The organism is Stenotrophomonas sp. ZAC14A_NAIMI4_1 (assembly GCF_003086915.1).
Classification (GTDB): Bacteria; Pseudomonadota; Gammaproteobacteria; order Xanthomonadales; family Xanthomonadaceae; genus Stenotrophomonas.
The window spans coordinates 4512646-4532759 of the sequence record NZ_CP026002.1 but is presented as its reverse complement, the minus strand read 5'-3'; the positions used below and the strand labels follow the sequence as shown (position 1 = coordinate 4532759).

Annotated in this window: 15 protein-coding genes; 7 read left to right on the top strand and 8 right to left on the bottom strand. The window is 67.3% G+C overall.

Going from position 1 to position 20114, the window contains the following annotated elements:
- Positions 1 to 13: 13 nt before the first annotated feature.
- Positions 14 to 490, bottom strand: coding sequence for a DUF3574 domain-containing protein (locus C1926_RS20695; RefSeq protein ID WP_079222925.1), 477 nt, complete (start codon positions 488 to 490; stop codon positions 14 to 16).
- 241 nt (positions 491 to 731) lie between these two features.
- Here C1926_RS20695 and C1926_RS20690 point away from each other — a divergent pair, with 241 nt between their 5' ends.
- The 4 genes from C1926_RS20690 (at position 732) to otsA (ending at position 7262) form a co-directional block, all read left to right on the top strand.
- Entirely contained in the window at positions 732 to 3176 is a 2445-nt protein-coding gene (locus C1926_RS20690; RefSeq protein ID WP_108760501.1) for a TonB-dependent receptor, read from the top strand.
- A gap of 145 nt (positions 3177 to 3321) precedes the next feature.
- Entirely contained in the window at positions 3322 to 4080 is a 759-nt protein-coding gene (gene otsB, locus C1926_RS20685) for a trehalose-phosphatase (RefSeq protein ID WP_108760500.1), read from the top strand.
- A gap of 39 nt (positions 4081 to 4119) precedes the next feature.
- On the top strand, positions 4120 to 5901 hold the full coding sequence (locus tag C1926_RS20680) for a glycoside hydrolase family 15 protein (protein WP_108760773.1): 1782 nt from the start codon (positions 4120 to 4122) through the stop codon (positions 5899 to 5901).
- Entirely contained in the window at positions 5898 to 7262 is a 1365-nt protein-coding gene (gene otsA, locus C1926_RS20675; protein WP_108760499.1) for an alpha,alpha-trehalose-phosphate synthase (UDP-forming), read from the top strand. Before C1926_RS20680 ends, otsA begins: the two co-directional genes overlap by 4 nt.
- Positions 7263 to 7356: 94 nt before the next feature.
- Here the strand turns inward: otsA and C1926_RS20670 are convergent, their stop codons facing one another.
- The 3 genes from C1926_RS20670 to rluD all read right to left on the bottom strand — a co-directional run bounded on the left by C1926_RS20670 (position 7357) and on the right by rluD (position 9622).
- Positions 7357 to 7797, bottom strand: coding sequence for a thiol-disulfide oxidoreductase DCC family protein (locus C1926_RS20670; protein WP_108760498.1), 441 nt, complete (start codon positions 7795 to 7797; stop codon positions 7357 to 7359).
- 68 nt (positions 7798 to 7865) lie between these two features.
- The gene (gene pgeF, locus C1926_RS20665) at positions 7866 to 8633 is read right to left on the bottom strand and encodes a peptidoglycan editing factor PgeF (protein WP_108760497.1); all 768 of its coding nucleotides are present in this window, start codon (positions 8631 to 8633) and stop codon (positions 7866 to 7868) included.
- Positions 8633 to 9622 carry a 23S rRNA pseudouridine(1911/1915/1917) synthase RluD gene (rluD, locus tag C1926_RS20660; protein ID WP_108760496.1) on the bottom strand — a complete coding sequence of 330 codons (990 nt, stop codon included), beginning with the start codon at positions 9620 to 9622 and terminating at the stop codon, positions 8633 to 8635. Before rluD ends, pgeF begins: the two co-directional genes overlap by 1 nt.
- A 113-nt stretch (positions 9623 to 9735) precedes the next feature.
- Here rluD and C1926_RS20655 point away from each other — a divergent pair, with 113 nt between their 5' ends.
- The gene (locus C1926_RS20655) at positions 9736 to 10623 is read left to right on the top strand and encodes an outer membrane protein assembly factor BamD (RefSeq protein ID WP_079222932.1); all 888 of its coding nucleotides are present in this window, start codon (positions 9736 to 9738) and stop codon (positions 10621 to 10623) included.
- Between the two features lie 117 nt (positions 10624 to 10740).
- Here the strand turns inward: C1926_RS20655 and C1926_RS20650 are convergent, their stop codons facing one another.
- From C1926_RS20650 to sucC, 4 genes are all read right to left on the bottom strand, one after another.
- On the bottom strand, positions 10741 to 12375 hold the full coding sequence (locus tag C1926_RS20650) for an NAD+ synthase (protein ID WP_079222933.1): 1635 nt from the start codon (positions 12373 to 12375) through the stop codon (positions 10741 to 10743).
- 94 nt (positions 12376 to 12469) lie between these two features.
- Positions 12470 to 14383, bottom strand: a complete 1914-nt coding sequence (locus C1926_RS20645) for an acyltransferase family protein (protein ID WP_159095171.1) — start codon at positions 14381 to 14383, stop codon at positions 12470 to 12472.
- Between the two features lie 69 nt (positions 14384 to 14452).
- Complete coding sequence (gene sucD, locus C1926_RS20640) at positions 14453 to 15328, bottom strand: succinate--CoA ligase subunit alpha (RefSeq protein WP_108760494.1); 876 nt, start codon at positions 15326 to 15328, stop codon at positions 14453 to 14455.
- A 21-nt stretch (positions 15329 to 15349) separates the two neighbouring features.
- Positions 15350 to 16519, bottom strand: a complete 1170-nt coding sequence (sucC, locus tag C1926_RS20635) for an ADP-forming succinate--CoA ligase subunit beta (protein ID WP_079222939.1) — start codon at positions 16517 to 16519, stop codon at positions 15350 to 15352.
- A 434-nt stretch (positions 16520 to 16953) separates the two neighbouring features.
- Here sucC and C1926_RS20630 point away from each other — a divergent pair, with 434 nt between their 5' ends.
- Positions 16954 to 18567 (top strand): ATP-binding protein, encoded by a 1614-nt coding sequence (locus C1926_RS20630; RefSeq protein WP_079222940.1) that lies wholly within the window; start codon positions 16954 to 16956, stop codon positions 18565 to 18567.
- Positions 18568 to 18622: 55 nt separating this feature from the next.
- Complete coding sequence (locus C1926_RS20625; RefSeq protein ID WP_079222941.1) at positions 18623 to 19996, top strand: sigma-54 dependent transcriptional regulator; 1374 nt, start codon at positions 18623 to 18625, stop codon at positions 19994 to 19996.
- Positions 19997 to 20114: the final 118 nt, after the last annotated feature.

Genomic DNA, 20114 nt, shown 5'->3' with positions numbered 1-20114 from the left:
TGGCGCCTCCAGGTCAGAACGATACGTCAACTGCCTGCCGCGACCACAACACCGACTGGTGCTTGGTCTGCTGCTTCCACGCCAGGCGTATCGCTTCGATGTCGGCACGACGCTGCGGGCTGTCTTCATGCAGCACCACCAGCACCTTGGTGCGCAGGCGGTTGGGCGAGGTATCGCCGCGGAACAGCCACTGGCCGTAGGCATCGAACACCGTCAGGCCATCGGGGAAGCGCGGGGTCACTTCCTTGTCCAGGAAGGCGCGCCACTGCGCCTCGCTGATGGTGTCGGCCTGCGGCCGGTTGCCCGCGCCCTGCTCCTCACCCACGCCGAAGTACAGCTCGCTGCGCACCCAGCCCTGGCCGTTGGACGGCCGCGCGGCGTCGCCCTGCATCTCGGCGGTGGTGGCATAGGCGCTGGGCGCCTTCGAGGACAGGCTGGCGCAGCCGCTGGTCGCCAGCAGCACGGCAAAGATCAGGCCAAGGTGTTTCATGGGGGACAGCACTCCGGGGAAGGGGAAAAGCACGACGAAGGGGCACGGAGGGTACACCTGCGTTTCGCTTGCGGTTGCAACCAATCACTCATGCCACAGGGGCATCAGCTGATGCGATTGGAAACGGGGCTTGCGTCACACCCCCTCCTCACGCCAAGATAATATATCGCTTCATCCGGATGGATGTAAGTGAAACTTTCTCTCCCCGCCCCTTCCCCACGTCGTTGTTGCTGGAGTCCGCATGTCCCCCCGCCTGTCCGCGTCGCCGCTTGGCCTCGCCATCGCGCTCGCCCTGTCCCCCGCCCTGTCCCCCGCCCTCGCCTCTGCCCAGGATGCGGCCACCAACCTGGACACGGTGATCGTCACCGGCACCCGCGCCGCCGACCGCACTGTGCTCGAATCCACCTCGCCGGTGGACGTGCTCACCGCCGAGGACATCCGCAAGGCCGGCGTGGTCAACGGCGAGCTGGGCAGTGCGCTGCAGGCCCTGCTGCCGTCGTTCAACTTCCCGCGCCAGTCCAACTCCGGCGGCGCCGATCACGTGCGCGCCGCGCAGTTGCGCGGCCTGTCGCCTGACCAGGTGCTGGTGCTGGTGAACGGCAAGCGCCGCCACCACACCGCACTGGTCAACACGGACAGCAAGATCGGCAAGGGCACCACGCCGGTCGATTTCAACTCGATCCCGGTCAGCGCCATCAAGCGCATCGAAGTGCTGCGTGATGGCGCCGGCGCCCTGTACGGCTCCGATGCCGTGGCCGGCGTGATCAACGTGATCCTGGACAACGGCGGCGACGGCGGCGAGATCGAAGCCAGCTACGGCGCCAACCACACCGACCTCAAGCCGATCGGCCGCACCCTCACCGACGGCCAGGCCGGCAACATCAGCGCCAAGGTCGGCACGTCGCTGGGCGAGGATGGCGGCTTCCTGCGCGTAGGCCTGGAATACAAGAAGCGCAACGGCACCAACCGCGCCGGCTACGACCTGATCCCGCCGTGGGACCAGACCGAGGCCAACCTGGCGCTGCAGGGCAAGCGCAACTACGTGCTCGGCGATGGCGCCAGCAAGGACATCAACCTGTGGCTGAACACCGAGATTCCGGTGGGCAAGACCGCCACCTTCTATGCCTTCGGCACCTTCAACCAGCGCGACACCGAGGGCGCGAACTACTTCCGCTACCCCGACGGCGATGCCAACTGGAAGGAGGTCTACCCGAACGGTTACCGCCCGATTTCCGAAGGCGAGAACCGCGACGTGCAGGCCGTGGCCGGCGTGCGTGGCCAGTGGGGCGAGTGGAGCTATGACGGCAGCGTGGATTACGGCCAGAACGACTTCACCTACCGCCTGCGCGATTCGATCAATGCCTCGCTGGGCCCGACCAGCCCGACCCGCTTCAAGACCGCCGACTACCAGTACGCGCAGACCGTGGGCAACCTCGACCTGAGCCGCGTGTTCTCGCAGAGCGACAGCATCACCCACACCCTGGGCCTGGGCGCGGAAGTGCGCCACGAGCGCTACCAGACGCGTCCGGGTGACCCGTCCAGCTATGCGGCCGGCCCGTACACCGATCGCCCGACCGGCTCGCAGGCCGGTGGTGGCCTGACCCCGCAGGATGCCGCGTCGCTGGCGCGTGACGTGGCCAGTGCCTATGCCAGCCTGTCCAGCCAGTTCGGCGACCACTTCTCCACCGACCTGGCCGCGCGCTACGAGCACAGCGACGATTTCGGCGGCGAACTGACCGGCAAGCTCGGCCTGCGCTACGAATTCACCCCGGCCTTCGCCCTGCGCGGTGCCATCTCCAACAACTTCCGCGCGCCATCGCTGGCACAGATCGGCTACGAATCCACGTCCACCGGCTACAACGCCGCTGGCCAGCTGGTGCAGGGCCGCCTGCTGTCGGTCAACAACCCGATCGCCCGCGGCCTCGGCGCGCAGGACCTGAAGCCGGAAAAATCGCTCAATACCTCGCTGGGCTTCACCAGCCGCATCGGTGAGCACTTCGACCTGTCGCTGGACTTCTTCCAGATCGACATCGAAGACCGCATCGCGCTGTCGGAAAGCATCACCGGCGACGCGCTGACCGACTTCGTGGCCGCCAACTACGGCGTCACCGGCCTGCAGAGTGCCAGCTTCTTCGTCAACGCCGCCGATACCCGCACCCGTGGCGCCGAGCTGGTGACCAACTGGCGCCAGGCACTGGGCGATGGCCAGCTGCTGCTGACCGGCACCTATGCCTACACCAAGACCACGCTGAAGAACGTGCTGGCCACCCCGGCCCAGCTGCAGGCGCTGGACGCGGACTACGTGCTGTTCGGCATCGAGGAAACCAACACGCTGACCGACGCGACCCCGCGCACCCGTGCCAGCTTCTCGGCCGCCTGGAGCAACGACCACTGGTCGCTGAGCAGCCGCGTGAACCGCTACGGCAGCGCCACCCGCGTGTTCAACTTCGGCGATGGCTACATTCCGCGCCAGACCTACCAGGCCGAGTGGCAGCTGGATGCGGAGGTGGAATACCGCTTCAACAAGCAGTGGAGCGTGGCCATCGGCGGGCAGAACCTGACGGACAACTACCCGGACAAGTCCAACGACGATATCTACTACTACGGCAACCTGCCGTACGACGTGCTGTCGCCGATCGGCAGCAACGGCGCGTACTACTACGGCCGCGTGCGTTACACGTTCTGACCTGCAGACTGGTAGTGCCGGCCGCTGGCCGGCAACCTCGTGGTGCATCCAGAGATCATCAGGTTGCCGGCCAGCGGCCGGCACTACCCAACGCGTAGCCTTTCCTCGACCTGCCCTACACGTCGCCGCTGGCAAGCTGGTCGGCATGGCTGAACCGCTCCCCCTGCGTCCGCCACCGCCATTGCTGGACGACGCCTGTGCGTTGTTCCTCGATGTCGACGGCACCCTCATAGAATTCGCTGCGCGCCCGGATGCCGTGCAGCTCCTGCCGGATGTGCGTGAAGCCATCGGCCGTATCAGTGATCGCCTCGAAGGCGCGGTCGCCCTCGTCAGTGGTCGCCCACTGGAACAGCTGGACCAGCTGTTCGCCCCCCTGCAGCTGCCCGCCGCCGGCCTGCATGGCCACGAGCTGCGTGGCCAGGACGGGCGCGTGCTGCGTGAAGAACAGGACGATGACACCGCCGAATGGCTGCATGCCCTGCACCAGCAGGCCATGCGCTTCGCCCATGGCTACCCCGGTGTGCTGGTGGAGGAAAAGGGTGCCGGCCTGGCCCTGCACTGGCGTGGCGCACCGCATGCCGCCAGTGATGTACGCACCTTCGCCGAGCGCCATGCCCGCGGCCGGCCAAGCTATCGGCTGCAACCCGGTGACCACGTGATTGAATTCGTGCCCGTCGGCACCGACAAGGGCCGCGCCGTGCGCCGGTTGATGCAGTACATGCCTTTCCGTGGCCGCCTGCCGGTGTTTCTCGGCGATGACCTCACCGATGAGTTCGGCTTCGAGGCCGCCAACGGCCAGCATGGCTGGAGCGTGCTGATCGGCGAACGTGAACCCAGCGCGGCGGTGTTCGCGCTGCCTGACATACGCAGCGTGCACGCCTGGCTGCGTGAGAATGCGTATTGACCCGGCCACCCCACGGCCGCAACCGAGATGTACCGCGTGATGACCCAACCCGATCTTGATCTGGGCGTGGTCGGCAACGGCAGCTTCGGCGCCCTGGTCGACAAACATGCCCGCGTTGTCTGGAGCTGCCTGCCCACCTTCGACGGCGACCCTACTTTCTGCGCCCTGCTGGGGCCCAACCAGCAGACCGGCGGCGATTTCGCCATCGAGCTGGAGGACTTCGCCAGCAGCGAGCAGGAATACCTGACCAACACCGCGATCCTGCGCACCGTGCTGCACGACAGCCACGGCGGTTCGCTGGAAATCCTCGACTTCGCCCCACGCTGGCGGCAGAACGACCGCTTCTACCGTCCGGTCAGCCTGATCCGCCAGGTGCGGCCGCTCACCGGCAGCCCACGCATCACCGTGCTGGCGCGCCCGCTGGCCGACTGGGGCGCCCGCGTGCCCGAATCGACCTGGGGCAGCAACCACGTGCGCTGGATCCTGCCCGAACACGTGCTGCGCCTGACCACCGACGTGCCCGTGCGCATGGTGCGCGAAGGCCTGCCGTTCGTGCTAAACCACCCCATCCATCTGATCCTGGGCGTGGATGAATCGCTCAACCGCTCCATCAGCGGCTACGTGCAGGAAGCCTTCCAGCGCACCGCCAACTACTGGCGTGAATGGGTGCGCTACCTGTCCATTCCGCTGGAGTGGCAGGACGCGGTCATCCGCAGCGCGATCACCCTCAAGCTGTGCCAGTACGAGGACAGCGGCGCGATCATCGCCGCGATGACCACCTCCATTCCCGAAGCGCCCGGCAGCGTGCGCAACTGGGATTACCGCTACTGCTGGCTGCGCGATGCAGCATTCGTGGTGCGGGCGTTGAACCGCCTCGGCGCCACCCGCACGATGGAACAGTTCCTCGGCTACATCTTCAACCTGGCCACCACCGACGGCACCCTGCAGCCGCTGTACGGCATCGGCTTCGAGGCCAAGCTGGACGAGGATGAAGTGCCCAGCCTGTCCGGCTACCGCGGCATGGGCCCGGTGCGCCGCGGCAACCTGGCCTGGGTACAGCGCCAGCACGATGTCTATGGCAGCGTGGTGCTGGCATCCACCCAGCTGTTCTTCGACCGCCGCCTGCAGGATCCGGGCGATGCGCACACCTTCGCGCGGCTGGAGCCGCTGGGCGAGCAGGCCTTCGCCCTGCATGACGTGCCCGATGCCGGCCTGTGGGAGTTCCGCGGCCGCACCGAAGTGCATACCTACACCAGCGCGATGTGCTGGGCCGCCTGCGACCGCCTGTGCAAGATCGCCGTGCGCCTCAAGCGCGACGACCGCGCGAACTACTGGCGCGAGCGCGCCGACACCATCCACGCCCGCATCATGGAAAAAGCGTGGAGCGAGGAGCTTGGCCACTTCACCGACACCTTCGACGGCCACCGCCTGGATGCTTCGCTGCTGCTGCTGGCCGACATCGGTTTCATCGACGCACTGGACGCACGCTTCGTCGCCACCGTCGAGGCCATCGGCCGCGACCTCAAGCACGGCAATTCGCTGTACCGCTACGTGGCCCCGGATGATTTCGGCGAGCCGGAAACCAGCTTCACCATCTGCACGTTCTGGTACATCGACGCGCTCGCGGCGATCGGCCGCATGGACGAAGCGCGCGAGATGTTCGAGCTGCTGTTGAAGCAGCGCAACCACCTGGGCCTGCTCTCCGAAGACCTGGCCTTCGACGGTGGCGAAGCGTGGGGCAACTTCCCGCAGACCTATTCGCACGTCGGCCTGATCACCGCCGCCATGCGCCTGTCGCGTTCCTGGCAGGAGGCGTCGTGAGTCGTCTGGTCGTAGTGTCCAACCGGGTGGCCGTACCCGGTGAAAGCCGCGCCGGCGGCCTGGCCGTCGGCCTGCTTGCCGCCCTGAAGGAACGCGGCGGCATGTGGTTCGGCTGGAGCGGCAAGAACGCAAAGGATGCCAGCGGCACGCTGCACCAGCAGAAGGACGGTGACATCGAGTACGTCACCATGGACCTGGCCAAGCGCGATGTGGATGGCTACTACAACGGCTTTTCCAACCGCACGCTGTGGCCGCTGCTGCACTTCCGCCTGGACCTGGTCGACTATGACCGCGGCACCCGCGAGACCTACCACAAGGTCAATGCGCTGTTCGCCGACAAGCTCGCGCCACTGCTGCGCGAGGACGACATCGTCTGGATCCACGACTATCACCTGATACCGCTGGGCGCGATGCTGCGCGAGCGCGGCATCGGCTGCAGGATCGGCTTCTTCCTGCATATCCCGATGCCGTCGGCCGACCTGCTGCAGGCCATGCCCGACCACCTGCGGCTGTTCTCCTCGCTCTATGCCTACGATCTGGTCGGCTTCCAGACCCAGCGCGACGCCGACCGCTTCCAGACCTACCTGCGCCTGTTCGGCGGTGGCCGCGTACTGGACGATGGCCGGCTGGAAGCCCCCGGCGGGCGCCGCTTCCGCGCGGCAGCCTTCCCGATCGGCATCGATACCGACCTCATCGCCCGCCAGGCGGCAACGGCAGCGACCAAGCCCTCGGTGAAGAACCTGCGCAGCAGCCTGCGCGACCGCCAGCTGGCCATCGGCGTGGACCGCCTGGACTATTCCAAGGGCCTGCCCGAGCGCTTCCAGGGCTTCGAACGCTACCTGGAGCGCCACCCCGACCAGCGCGGCTCGCTGACCTACCTGCAGATCGCCCCGGTCTCACGCGGCGACGTCACCGAGTACCGGCAGCTGCGCAGCCAGCTGGAGCAGATTGCCGGGCACATCAACGGCGGCCACGCCGAGCCCGACTGGACCCCGCTGCGCTACGTCAACCAGAACTTCACCCACGCCACGCTGACCGGCTTCTACCGCGCTGCCGCCGTGGGCCTGGTTACCCCGCTGCGCGATGGCATGAACCTGGTGGCCAAGGAGTACGTGGCCTCGCAGGATCCGGATGATCCCGGCGTACTGGTGCTGTCACTGCTGGCCGGTGCCGCTGATGAACTGAAGCAGGCGCTGCTGGTGAACCCGCACGACCTGGACGGCGTGGCCGATGCCATCGCCACCGCGGCGACGATGTCACTGCGCCGGCGCCAGGAACGCTGGCACGCGATGATGGACCACCTGCGCACGTACGACATCAACCACTGGCGCCGCAGCTACCTGGAAGCGCTGGAAGCCTGACGGCTCCTGCTTTTGTAGAGTCGAGCCATGCTCGACTGGCTGTGGAACGACGGTCGAGCATGGCTCGACTCTACAAAAGAGCAGATGGCGGCGGTCAATCCAGGAACCGTGCGGCCTGTTCCGGAGTGGGCAGGTAACAGGCGTCGTGCCGGCCGAACCAGCGGTAGCGGTTGCGCGCCAGCGCGCGATAGGCCACGTCGCGCCAACCACCTGGCAGCAGACGCAGCACGCCGGCCACGCGCCACAGGCCACCCAGCCCCGTCAGCACGCGCAGGATCGCGTCGGTGTCCGTCCAGGCGCCCTGCGCGTCCACCAGCAGGAAGGACAGCGGGTCGTTCGGGTCCAGGCCGTGGGCGCGCAGCAGGGCGCTGCCCTGTGCACCCTGCATCGCCGCGAAGCGGTAACGCCCCTGCCGGTCAAACCGCAGCAGGAAACGCACCCAGCGGCTGCACAGCGCGCAGACACCGTCGAAGACGATCACGGCTGGCTGGTTGGGGTCAGAGCCCTTTTCTGGCGAAAAGGGATCTGACCCCATGGCCGGGACGGGGTCGGATCCCTTTTCGGCAGAAAAGGGCTCTGACCCCATCGGGCCGTCAGCCGGGTTCATGCCATCCATACCAGCGTGGCCATGCGCCCCGTACGGCGGTCGCGGCGGTGCGAATACAGGTCCGGGTCGGCCATGGTCGAGACCGTGCCGCCATGGATGCTGGCCGCATCCAGCCCGGCGGCCTGCAGGCGCTGCCGGGCCAAGGCGAACAGGTCCACTTTCCAGTGCCCGGCGCGGGTGGCCACGAAGGCCGCTTCCGCGCCCGGATCGTGGCCAACGAAGGCGTGGTAGACCTCTTCACCGATTTCATAGTCCTGCGGGCCGGCTGCCGGGCCCAGCCAGGCACGCAGCTGCGCCGGCGGGGTGCTCATGGCAGCCACGGTATCTTCCAGCATGCCGTCGGCCAGGCCACGCCAGCCGGCATGCGCCGCCCCCACCTCGCTGCCATCGGCGGCGGCGAACACCACCGGCAGGCAGTCAGCGGTGAGGATGGCCAGCACCACGCCCGGCACCGAGGTCACCGCGGCGTCGGCCACCGGCTCGCTGGCACCGGCCACCGGTGCTGCGTCGAAACGCAGCACGGTGGTGCCATGCACCTGGCGCAGCCAGTGCGGAGCCGATGGCAGGGCCAGGCCCTGCTGCAGCAGCTGCCGGTTGTGCTCGACGTTGGCCGGGGTATCGCCGTCGGCCGCGTGCCGGTTGCCCAGGTTGAACTGCGCGAACGGCGCCGGCGAGATGCCCGCGCCATGCCGGCGCGTGGTCAGCGCGCGGACGCCCGCAGGCGCCGGCCAGTCGGCCTGCAGCAGCGGCAGCGCGGCGTCCATCACCAGCGGTCCCGCTCGCGCTCGGCAAAGGCCGCGCTGTCTTCACGCAGCACCTTCATCAGGTGCAGCATGTCCGCCGGCACCGGTGCGGTATTGCGCACCTGCTCGCCGGTGATCGGGTGCACGAACTCCAGGGTTTCCGCGTGCAGGGCCTGGCGCTTGAAGCCGCGCAGGGCCGCGACCAGCTCATCGCTGGCGCCCTTGGGCAGCTTCAGCGCGCCGCCGTACAGCGGGTCACCCACGATCGGGTGGCGGATGTGCGCCATGTGCACGCGGATCTGGTGGGTGCGGCCGGTTTCCAGGCGGCATTCCAGCGCGGTGTGCGCACGGAAGCGCTCGCGCAGGCGGTAATGGGTGATCGCTTCCTTGCCGTCCTCGCGCACGCCCATCTTCAGGCGGTCGCGCGGGTGGCGGTCGATCGGGGCATCGGCGGTACCGCCGGCCACCAGGGCGCCCATCACGATGGCCAGGTACTGGCGGTGCACGTCACGCGCGGCCAGCTGCTCGACCAGCGCGGTCTGCGCTTCCAGGGTGCGCGCCACCACCATCACGCCGCTGGTGTCCTTGTCCAGGCGGTGCACGATGCCCGCGCGCGGCAGCACGGCCACCGACGGGTCGCGGTACAGCAGGGCGTTGACCAGGGTGCCGCTGTGGTTGCCGGCGCCCGGGTGGACCACCAGCCCCACCGGCTTGTTGATCACCAGCACGTGCTCGTCCTCGAACAGCACGTCCAGCGGGATGTCCTCCGGCTGGGCGTCGGTCTGGGTGTCCAGCACCACGTTCAGGGTGACGGCCTCGCCGCCGCGCAGCGGGTCGCGCGGGCGGGCCTGGGCGCCGTCCAGCAGCACATTGCCGGATTTGATCCACTCGGTCAGGCGCGAGCGCGAGTATTCGGGGAACAGCTCGGCCACGACCGCGTCGAAACGGCGGCCGGCGGAGGTGTCGGGGACGATGGCCTGGCGGGCCGATTCGGAGGATTGTTCAGACATGGCAGGGGGGTATCTTCGAAATTTTGGGGTCCGGCCGACCGGTTTCAGTCGCTGGACAGGACACTAGGCTATCATCGACCCTTCGTATTCCAGACGCGTCCCGCCTTGACCCCATGATCCGACGCTCCTCCATGCTCTCCGCGCCCGTCCGCCTCACCGCCCTGCTGCTGGTGCTGGTCATCGCCGCCACCGGTTGCCATCGCGGCGCCAAGAAGGGTGATCGCCCCGATGAAGGAACGCCGGTCGAACAACTGTACGACAAGAGCCACTCGCTGATGCAGGGCGGCAACTGGAGCGGCGCCGAAGCCAGCTTCCGTCGCCTGGTGGCGCAGTACCCGTATGGCCCGTACACCGAGCAGGCGATGATCGAAACCGCCTACGCCCAGTACAAGGCCGGCAAGCACGATGACGCCGTGTCGAGCATCGACCGCTTCATCCGTACCTACCCGACCCACCGCAACATCGCCTACCTGTACTACCTGCGCGGCCTGGCCAACTCCAACCGCAATACGGTTTTCCTGCGCCGCGTATGGTCCCTGGACCCGAGCCGCCGCGATCTGTCCACGCCGCACCAGGCGTATTCGGACTTCAACATCGTGGTCGACCGCTACCCGAACAGCCGCTATGCCGCCGATGCGCGCCAGCGGATGATCGAGCTGCGTGACGTGTTCGCCCAGCACGAGCTGGACAACGCCCTGTATTACCTGCGTCGCGAGGCCTATGTCTCGGCCGCCGGCCGCGCCAACTACCTGCTGGAAACCTACCCGCAGAGCGCCTTCCAGTACGACGCCGTGGCGGTGCTGGGCGAGGCCTACACCCACCTGGGCAACAAGACCCTGGCCGACGATGCCCGTCGCGTGCTGACGCTGAACCAGCCGCAGCACCCGTGGCTGGAAGGCAACTGGCCGAAGTACCCGTGGATGATCCGCAAGCTGAACCCGTTCGCCGGCGAGAAGTCGGCCAGCACCGGCCAGCGCAACGCGCGGCTGGAAAAGAAATAAAGAAAAGGGCCCCGCAAGGGGCCCTTCTTCTTTATCCACGCATGGCGTGGCTCTACAGTAGATCCACGCCATGCGTGGATGGCCCGGTAGCGCCGGGCCATGCCCGGCGACAACCCCTCAGCTCTTGTAGCCGTTGCTGATCGGGTACCGGCGCTCGCGGCCGAACGCCCGGCGCGAAACCTTCGGGCCCGGTGCCGCCTGGTGCCGCTTCCACTCGCTGATGCGCACCAGGCGCAGCACGCGGTCCACCACGGCCGCGTCGTAGCCGGCCGCCACGATCTCCGTGCGCGACTGCTCCTGGTCCACGTAGCGGTACAGGATGCCGTCCAGCACGTCATAGGCCGGCAGCGAATCCTGATCCAGCTGGTTGTCGCGCAGCTCGGCCGATGGCGGGCGGCTGATCACCGCCGGCGGGATCACCGGCGCGCCGCCCACGGTGTTGCGCCACTTGGACAGGCCGAACACCTCCGTCTTGTACAGGTCCTTCAGCGGCGCATAGCCGCCGCACATGTCACCGTAGATGGTGGCGTAACCGACCGCATACTCGCTCTTGTTGCCGGTGGTCAGCAGCAGGCCGCCGAACTTGTTGGCCAGCGCCATCAGGATCACGCCACGGCTGCGCGACTGCAGGTTCTCCTCGGTGACGTCCGGCGTGGTGCCCTCGAACATCGGCGCCAGCGACTCCATCAGGCCCTTGAAGGCCGGTTCGATGGAGACCGCCTCCAGCTTCACGCCCAGTGCCTGGCACTGCTCGGCCGCCAGGTCGTTGGACAGGCCAGCGGTATAGCGCGAGGGCAGGCGCACGGCGGTGACGTTCTCCGCCCCCATCGCGTCGACCGCCAGGGCCAGCACCAGGGCCGAATCGATGCCGCCGGACAGGCCCAGCCACACCTTCTTGAAACCGTTCTTGCCACAGTAGTCCTGGATGCCGCGGGTCACCGCGCGCCAGGCCAGCGCGTCCATGCTCTCGTCGCCATCGTCCATCCACACATGCGGCAGGAAGCGGCGGGTTTCGCCGTCGTAGTCCACCACCAGCCACTGGTCGACGAAGGCGGCGGCCGCCGGGTGCACCGTGCCATCGCCATCGGCCACCACGGAGGCGCCGTCAAACACCAGCGCATCCTGGCCACCGACCACGTTGAGATAGGCAATCGCTGCCCCGCTCTCGCGCGTGCGCGCGGCCAGCACGGCGTCACGCTGGGCGTGCTTGCCCCGCTCGTACGGCGAAGCGTTGGGGACCACCACCAGCTGCGCGCCCTCGCGCACCGTGTCGGCCAGCGGCTCGGCGAACCACAGGTCCTCGCAGATCAGCAGGCCGACCGGCACGCCGTTCACGTCGAACACGCAGCTGCCGCCGTCCGGATCCACGTCGAAGTAACGGCGCTCGTCGAACACCGCATAGTTGGGCAGCTCGCGCTTGCGGTAGGTGCGCTCGACCAGGCCGTCGCGCAGCACGCTGGCGGCGTTGTAGACCACCGCACCGGCGGCCTGCGGCCAGCCGACCACGGCCGTGATGCCACGGCAGGCAGCAGCGATGCGGCCCATGGCCTGTTCGCACTCGTACAGGAAGCCCGGGCGCAGCAGCAGGTCTTCCGGCGGATAGCCGCTGACCGCCAGCTCGGGGAACATCACCAGCTCGGCGCCGTACTCCTCGCGCGCCTGGCCGATCATCTCGATGATGCGCTCGGTGTTGCCGGCGACATCGCCGACCGGGAAATCGAACTGCGCCATCGCGATGCGGATCGAAGCCATGGGAATCCAGCCTGTGGTTGCAATGCGGCCATTGTAGCGCCGCCTGCCTGACGGGCACCGCCTCACCCTGCCCTGCGGCCCCCGGTGGATGGTCCTATTTCCCGGCAGGATGCCCTGTCGCCGCATCCAGGGCATCGCCCAGCGCTGGCGCCAGTGAAAGTACATAGGCGGCGTTGAGATGCTGGCCATCCCGGTAGTGCATCATCCCGCCCTGCTCCGCGCGGCAGAGGCCATCGGGGCAGACCATATCGGCAACCTCGATCAACCGGGCGTTGGGCTGCGTTGCCACCGCCGCGCCGATCCTCGACGTCACTTCGTCCGGGCGGACATCAGCCAGCGCCGCGCTGCAGGAGTCGCCGGTCGCCGTCCCGGCCGTGTTCATCGAAAAGACCGATTGGATGCATTGCGAAGCATTGAATGGCAGCAACGGTGTCGGCGCCAGCACCAGCACCTGGTCCGCCGTGGGCGCCACTCGCGCAAGCAGGCGGCTGCCGCCCTGTTCCCATTCCTGCGGCGAGAAGCCATACGCCGCTGACGAGCCCAACAGCAGGAGATCGGCGGGATGTGCGTGCAGGTACTCCACCAGACCGTCGCGCCACTGCTCGCACTCCACATAACGCCGCTTGATGGGCGCGTAGACGAAGGACTGATCGACCATCGGGCAGGATGATTTGGTGATGACCGTCAGGTCCCAGCCGCGCGCGACGGCAATCGCGGACAGGGCCGTGGACCACTGCGCCGCGACGCTGTCGCCAGCCAGGATGACCCGTGGCCGGCCGGGTTCCGCCTGGCTGACGAGCCTGCAGGGCACCACGCGCGAAGCGGAATAGAATTCATCACAGGAGGGATCGGAATACAGTGCCGGAAGGGCCACGGTACGCAACACCGGAGGTTGCTGCGCGCTGAGCTCGATCTTCGCGATCTGCCACGAGCTCCAATGGGCGGTGCCGGCAAAGACCGCAGCAGTCGTAAGAAATACGGCAACCCAAGCCCGCCCATCACCAATGGGTCGGCGCAGTACCGGCGTTTCGATGAATCGCCAGCTCAACCAGGCCACCGGAATGCCGGCAATCGCGGCGCCCGCGCGAATTGCCGGCGATGTGCCCAGGCACGCAACAGCCAGCGTAATCGCCGGCCAATGCCAGAGGTACAGGCTGTAGGAAATGCGACCGAACCAGCGCAGCGGCCGTGCCTGCAACAGCACGTCCCTGCCCCCGAGCAGCAGCAACGATGCACCCAGCGTCGGCAGCAGGGCCCAGGCCCCCGGGTAGCTGATCCACTCAGGCACGAAGAAAACGGCAGATACCGCCAGCAGGGCCGCGCCAAGCACGTGGAAGAGGACCGTGAAACGCGCCACTCCATCCCGTGCACCAAAGGTCAGCTGTACGGCTGCGCCGGCAGCCAACTGCCACAGGCGGAAAGGCATCTGGTAATAGGCAGACACCGACGCGTACTCAGCGGCAACCACTGCTGCAGCAAAACCGGCGAGGACAAGCAGCCAGCAGCCCACGACCAGGGCGTTCCTGCCCCGCCAGCGCCAGAGCAGCAGCACCACGGCAGGCCAGATCAGATAGAACTGTTCTTCTACTCCCAGTGACCAGGTGTGCAGGAGCAGGCTGGTATCGGCCCCCTCACTGAAGTAGCCGAACGATGCATTGGAGAAGAAGACGTTGGAGGCCCACAAGGCAGCCCAGCCAAGACTGTCCAGCTGCAGCTGCCAGGCGGACATCGGCAGCAGGTGCACCGTGCATGCCGCGACCACCAGCAGCAGGACCGCCAACGGCGCCAGCAGGCGGCGCGCGCGTCGTGCGTAGAAGGCCATCAGGCTGATATCGCCGGTGTCCGCCCGCTCCTGCGCCAGGCGCCCGGTGATGAGATAGCCGGAAATGACGAAGAAGACATCGACGCCGATGTACCCGCCTTCGAACCCCGGAACGCCCGCGTGTGCCAGCACCACCAGCAGCACGGCGACGCCGCGCAGACCCTCGATTTCCTTTCGAAATTCCACGCAGTTGCTCCGGTCCAAAAAGAAGGCCCGCACGGATGCGGGCCTTCAATCAACACATGGGCGGGTCGCTTACTTGACCAGCTTGGCGATGGCAGCGCCCAGGTCGCCCGGCGAGCGGACGGTGACAACACCGGCAGCTTCCATGGCGGCGAACTTGCCTTCTGCAGTGCCCTTGCCGCCCGAGGCGATCGCACCGGCGTGGCCCATGCGCTTGCCGGCCGGAGCCGACGCACCGGCGATGAAGCCGACGACCGGCTTCTTCACGTGGTTCTTGATGTACTCGGCACCGGCTTCTTCAGCGTCGCCGCCGATTTCGCCGACCATGATGATGCCTTCGGTCTGCGGGTCTTCGTTGAACAGCTTCAGGCAGTCGACGAAGTTCAGGCCGTTGATTGGGTCACCACCGATGCCGATGCAGGTGGACTGGCCCAGGCCGACTTCGGTGGTCTGCTTGACTGCTTCATAGGTCAGGGTGCCCGAACGCGACACGATGCCGATCTTGCCCGGCTTGTGGATGTGGCCCGGCATGATGCCGATCTTGCACTCACCCGGGGTGATGACGCCCGGGCAGTTCGGCCCGATCAGCACGGTGTCCGGGTGGGCACGGGTCAGCACGTTCTTGACGCGCAGCATGTCCAGCACCGGGATGCCTTCGGTGATGCAGACGATGACCGAGATGCCGGCAGCAGCGGCTTCCAGGATCGCGTCAGCCGCGTACGGCGGCGGCACGTAGATGACCGAAGCGTTGGCGCCGGTGCTCTGCACGGCGTCGGCAACGGTGTTGAAGACCGGCAGGTCGATATGGGTGGTGCCACCCTTGCCCGGGGTCACGCCGCCGACGACCTGGGTGCCGTACTCGATCATCTGAGTGGCGTGGAAGGTGCCCTGCTGGCCGGTGAAGCCCTGCACGATCACCTTGGTGTTCTTGTTGATCAAAACAGACATTGGAATTCCTTGGTGTCGGTATCAGGCGGCGTTCTTGACAGCTTCAACGATCTTCTTGGCGCCATCGTTGATGTTGTCAGCCGGGATGATGGCCATGCCGCTGTCACGCAGCAGCTGCTTGCCTTCTTCCACGTTGGTGCCTTCCAGGCGCACCACGACCGGAACCTTGACGCCCACTTCCTTCACGGCGGCAATGATGCCTTCGGCAATCATGTCGCAGCGGACGATGCCGCCGAAGATGTTGACGAAGATGCCTTCGACCTTGTCCGAGGACAGGATCAGCTTGAAGGCTTCGATGACGCGCTGCTTGTTCGCACCGCCGCCCACGTCCAGGAAGTTCGCCGGCTCGCCGCCGTTGAGCTTGATGACGTCCATGGTGGCCATGGCCAGGCCGGCGCCGTTCACCATGCAGCCGATGTTGCCGTCCATGGTGACGTAGTTGATGTCCAGCTCCGAAGCGATCACTTCGGTCGGATCTTCCTGGGTCTTGTCGCGCATGGCGACCAGGGCCTTCTGGCGGAAGGCGGCGTTGTCGTCGCTGTCGAACTTGCCGTCCAGCGCGTACAGGTTGCCGTCGTCCAGGATGGCCAGCGGGTTGATTTCAACCAGGGCCAGGTCCTTTTCGTTGAACAGGCGGTACAGGTTCACCATGATGCTGGCGAACTGGCCGGCCTGCTTGGCGGTCAGGCCCAGCTTGAAGCCGAAATCACGGCCGTGGTAACCCTGCACGCCTTCGACGAAGTCGACGTTCAGCGAGTGGATCAGCTCCGGGGTTTCAGCAGCGACCTGCTCGATCTCCACGCCGCCTTCCGAAGAAGCGATGTAGGTGATGGTCTTGGTGCCACGGTCAACCAGCACCGACAGGTACAGTTCCTTGACGATCTCGCCGGCGGTGGTCACCAGCACCAGGTTGACCGGCAGTTCGACGCCTGCGGTCTGGTAGGTGGCCATCTTGGTGCCGAGCATCTTGGCCGCAGCGGCCTTCACGTCGTCAGTGGTCTTGCAGAACTTGACGCCGCCAGCCTTGCCGCGGCCGCCAGCGTGGATCTGCGCCTTGACCATCCAGGGGCCCTGGCCCAGGGAGTTGGCAGCTTCGACTGCTTCGTCCGGGGTCGCCGCGACCTTGCCGGCCGGGACCGGGATGCCGTACTCGGCAAGCAGCTGTTTTGACTGGTATTCGTGGAAATTCATGCGTCACCGTGGGAATAGGAACGACCGCACGCAATTCCTCAGGGGCCCCGGCGGGGCGCCGGCATGGACCGCGGCGGGCCCACTATTGTGGCCGAGCCAGCGCCGGGGCGCAAAGAACCCGGGGCGAACGGCCAGACCCGGCCAGTTTTCCACGTTCATTCAGGCAGTTGCGCCGCCCCGGGGGCGGCCCGCCCGGGCCCGGTGTGGGCCGATTGCGCAGGAAACCGCTTCCACCGGCCTATACTTGGGCCGTAGAGTCGAGCTTGCTCGACTGATGCTTGGAGCAGTCGAGCAAGCTCGACTCTACAGAGAACGACAGTCGAGCAAGCTCGACTCTACCCCGCCGCGGGTCCGACGATCGGGGGAACGTCGGGTACGCTGCAGCATCAACGCCGTCACATCCAGATCCAGGCAGCCAGAAGGGGAGTTCCGGCGTGTCACCCAGCGCTTCATTGATCGACCGCATCGAATCGATTCCCCGGCGCGAGCTGTACTTCTTCGCGCTGTACCGCGTGCTGATCGCTTCGGTCATCGCCGCGCTGCTGTACAGCCCGCTGTCCATGCTCGTCGGCGAAGCGCACCACCCCCGCCTGGCCTACCTGGTCGGGGCGACCTACCTGGCCTTGTCCCTGCTGCTCCTGCTGGTCGGCCGCAGCGAGCGTTGGCTGCTGCCGATCGTGGTCACCGGCGTGCTGCTGGACATCGTCGCGGCCAGCCTGCTGGCCCACGCCCTGCCCGGTGCCAGCGCCGGCATCTCCATGTCGCTGCTGTTCAACATCGCCGCGGCGGCCACCCTGCTGCCCCTCAGCTGGGGCCTGGTGCTGGCCCTGGCCGCCAGCGCCGCCACCGCCGCCGAGTACCTGTGGAAGGTGCTGGAGGGCGGCGACCCCACCCGTACCCTGGCCGAGCTGGCCATGTTCGCCACCAGCTACCTGGCCCTGGCCTTCATCAGTTACCAGGTGGGCAGCCGCGCCCGCCGCAACCAGCAGCTGGCCAACCAGCGCGGCGATGAAGTGGCCAACCTGTTCCAGATCAACGAGCTGATCATCCGCCGCATGCGCACCGGGGTGATCGTCGTCGATGGCGACAACCGGATCACCCTGGCCAACGAGGCCGCCTCCCTGCTGCTGGGTGACAACGACGGCGTGGGCGAGACAGGCCAGCTGGACCTGGCCAGCATCGCGCCCGAACTGGCCCGGCGCCTGAACCGCTGGCGCAACGGCTGGACCCAGGACGAACTACCGCTGCAGCTCAACCCGGACCAACCCGAGGTGCAGCCGCGCTTTGCCCGCCTGCTGGCCGGCAGCGAGCTGGCCCTGGTCTTCCTGGACGACTCCAGCGTGGTCTCGCGCCGCGCCGAATCGCTCACCCTTTCGGCGATGGGCCGTTTCTCGGCCAGCCTGGCCCACGAGATCCGCAACCCGCTGGCGGCCATCAACTACGCCGTACAGCTGCTGGAGGAAGGCACCGGTTTCAATGAAAGTGACCGCCGCCTGCTGCAGATCATCCACCAGCAGTGCCAGCGCACCAACGGCATCGTGGAAAGCGTGCTGGGCCTGGCCCGGCGCGAGCGCGCCACGCCCGAGAACGTCGACCTGGCCGCCTTCGTGCGCCGCTTCGTGCTGGAGTACAAGCAGGGCCAGACCCTGGAAACGGACAGCATCGAGCCGATCATCAACGACACCTCGGTCCCGGCCCTGGTCGATACCCGCCACCTGTACCAGGTGCTGACCGTGCTGGTGCACAACGCGCTGAAGTACGGCCGCGTGGGCGAGCAGCCGGCGCGCGTGCGCCTGCGCGTGGCCCAGCACGAGCGCAGCGCGGTGATCGATGTGATGGACCGTGGTCCCGGCATTCCCGAGGCCGTGGCCGCGCAGCTGTTCCGTCCGTTCTTCACCACCTCCGAACACGGCACCGGCCTGGGCCTGTACATCGCCCGCGAGCTGTGCCGCGCCAACCAGGCACGGCTGGACTACATCCCCGTGCCGGCGGGTGGTTCCTGTTTCCGCCTGGTCCTGCCCGGCCCGCATGCATTGATTCCGCAGTGATCCGCCGCGTCAAACATTTGTCGCTTCCAGCCCCCGTCGTTTATCTTCCCTGCCCATGAACGAAACCCGCAGCGCCCTCGTCGTCGACGATGAACGCGACATCCGCGAACTGCTGGTGCTGACCCTTGGCCGCATGGGCCTGCGCATCAGCACCGCCGCCAACCTCGCCGAAGCCCGCGAACTGCTGGCCAGCAACCCCTACGACCTGTGCATCACCGACATGCGGCTGCCCGACGGCAACGGCATCGAACTGGTGAGCGAGATCGCCCACCACTACCCACGTACGCCGGTGGCGATGATCACCGCCTTCGGCAGCATGGACCTGGCCGTGGAAGCGCTGAAAGCCGGCGCCTTCGACTTCGTCAGCAAGCCGGTGGACATCAGCGTCCTGCGGGGCCTGGTCAAGCACGCCCTGGAACTCAACAACAGCGAGCGGCCGGTCGCCGCGGCGGCCACCGAACAGGCCGCGCGCCTGCTCGGCAGTTCGCCGGCGATGGACGTGCTGCGCACCACCATCGGCAAGGTTGCCCGCAGCCAGGCGCCGGTCTACATCCTGGGCGAATCCGGGGTGGGCAAGGAGCTGGTCGCGCGCACCATCCATGCGCAGGGCGCACGCGCCTCGGGCCCTTTCATTCCGGTCAACTGCGGCGCCATCCCCACCGAGCTGATGGAAAGCGAGTTCTTCGGCCACCGCAAGGGCAGCTTCACCGGCGCCCACGCCGACAAGCCCGGCCTGTTCCAGGCGGCACACGGCGGCACCCTGTTCCTGGATGAAGTGGCCGAGCTGCCCCTGCAGATGCAGGTCAAGCTGCTGCGCGCCATCCAGGAAAAATCGGTGCGTGCACTGGGTGCGGCCAACGAGGAACCGGTGGACGTGCGCATTCTTTCGGCCACCCACAAGGACCTGGCCGAACTGGTCGAGGACGGGCGCTTCCGCCATGACCTCTACTACCGCATCAACGTCATCGAACTGAAGGTGCCGCCACTGCGCGAGCGCCGCCAGGACCTGCCGGACCTGGCCGGTTCGATCCTGGCGCGGCTGGCCCGCAGCCACGGCCGTGCCACTCCGCTGCTGGCGCCCTCGGCGCTGGACGCCCTGTCCCACTACGGCTTCCCGGGCAATGTGCGCGAACTGGAGAACATCCTCGAGCGCGCCCTGGCCCTGGCCGAGGAAGACCGGATCGGTGCCGATGACCTGCGCCTGCCGCAGCACGCCCCGCGCGCCGCCGGAGGCCCTGCCGCGCCCGAGGCCGTGGTCGACCTGCAGCCTGGCAGTGCCGCCCTGCCCTCCTACATCGAGCAGCTCGAGCGCAGCGCCATCCAGCGTGCGCTGGAAGAGAACCGCTGGAACAAGACGCGCACCGCCGCGCAGCTCGGCATCACCTTCCGGGCGCTGCGCTACAAGCTGAAGAAGCTGGGGATGGAGTAAGGGCCCGCAGGCCCTGGGGTCGGATCCCTTTCCGCAGGAAAGGGCTCTGACCCCATTCGGACCGCGCCATCCACGCATGGCGTGGATCTACTGTAGAGCCGAGCCCACGCTCGGCTGC

Excerpts from the sequence above, each read along its gene's own strand:
- C1926_RS20695 (WP_079222925.1), bottom strand. The coding sequence starts at position 490 with ATGAAACACCTTGGCCTGATCTTTGCCGTGCTGCTGGCGACCAGCGGC.
- C1926_RS20690 (WP_108760501.1), top strand. The coding sequence starts at position 732 with ATGTCCCCCCGCCTGTCCGCGTCGCCGCTTGGCCTCGCCATCGCGCTC.
- otsB (WP_108760500.1), top strand. The coding sequence starts at position 3,322 with ATGGCTGAACCGCTCCCCCTGCGTCCGCCACCGCCATTGCTGGACGAC.
- C1926_RS20680 (WP_108760773.1), top strand. The coding sequence starts at position 4,120 with ATGACCCAACCCGATCTTGATCTGGGCGTGGTCGGCAACGGCAGCTTC.
- C1926_RS20670 (WP_108760498.1), bottom strand. The coding sequence starts at position 7,797 with ATGGGGTCAGATCCCTTTTCGCCAGAAAAGGGCTCTGACCCCAACCAG.
- pgeF (WP_108760497.1), bottom strand. The coding sequence starts at position 8,633 with ATGGACGCCGCGCTGCCGCTGCTGCAGGCCGACTGGCCGGCGCCTGCG.
- rluD (WP_108760496.1), bottom strand. The coding sequence starts at position 9,622 with ATGTCTGAACAATCCTCCGAATCGGCCCGCCAGGCCATCGTCCCCGAC.
- C1926_RS20655 (WP_079222932.1), top strand. The coding sequence starts at position 9,736 with ATGATCCGACGCTCCTCCATGCTCTCCGCGCCCGTCCGCCTCACCGCC.
- C1926_RS20650 (WP_079222933.1), bottom strand. The coding sequence starts at position 12,375 with ATGGCTTCGATCCGCATCGCGATGGCGCAGTTCGATTTCCCGGTCGGC.
- sucD (WP_108760494.1), bottom strand. The coding sequence starts at position 15,328 with ATGTCTGTTTTGATCAACAAGAACACCAAGGTGATCGTGCAGGGCTTC.
- sucC (WP_079222939.1), bottom strand. The coding sequence starts at position 16,519 with ATGAATTTCCACGAATACCAGTCAAAACAGCTGCTTGCCGAGTACGGC.
- C1926_RS20625 (WP_079222941.1), top strand. The coding sequence starts at position 18,623 with ATGAACGAAACCCGCAGCGCCCTCGTCGTCGACGATGAACGCGACATC.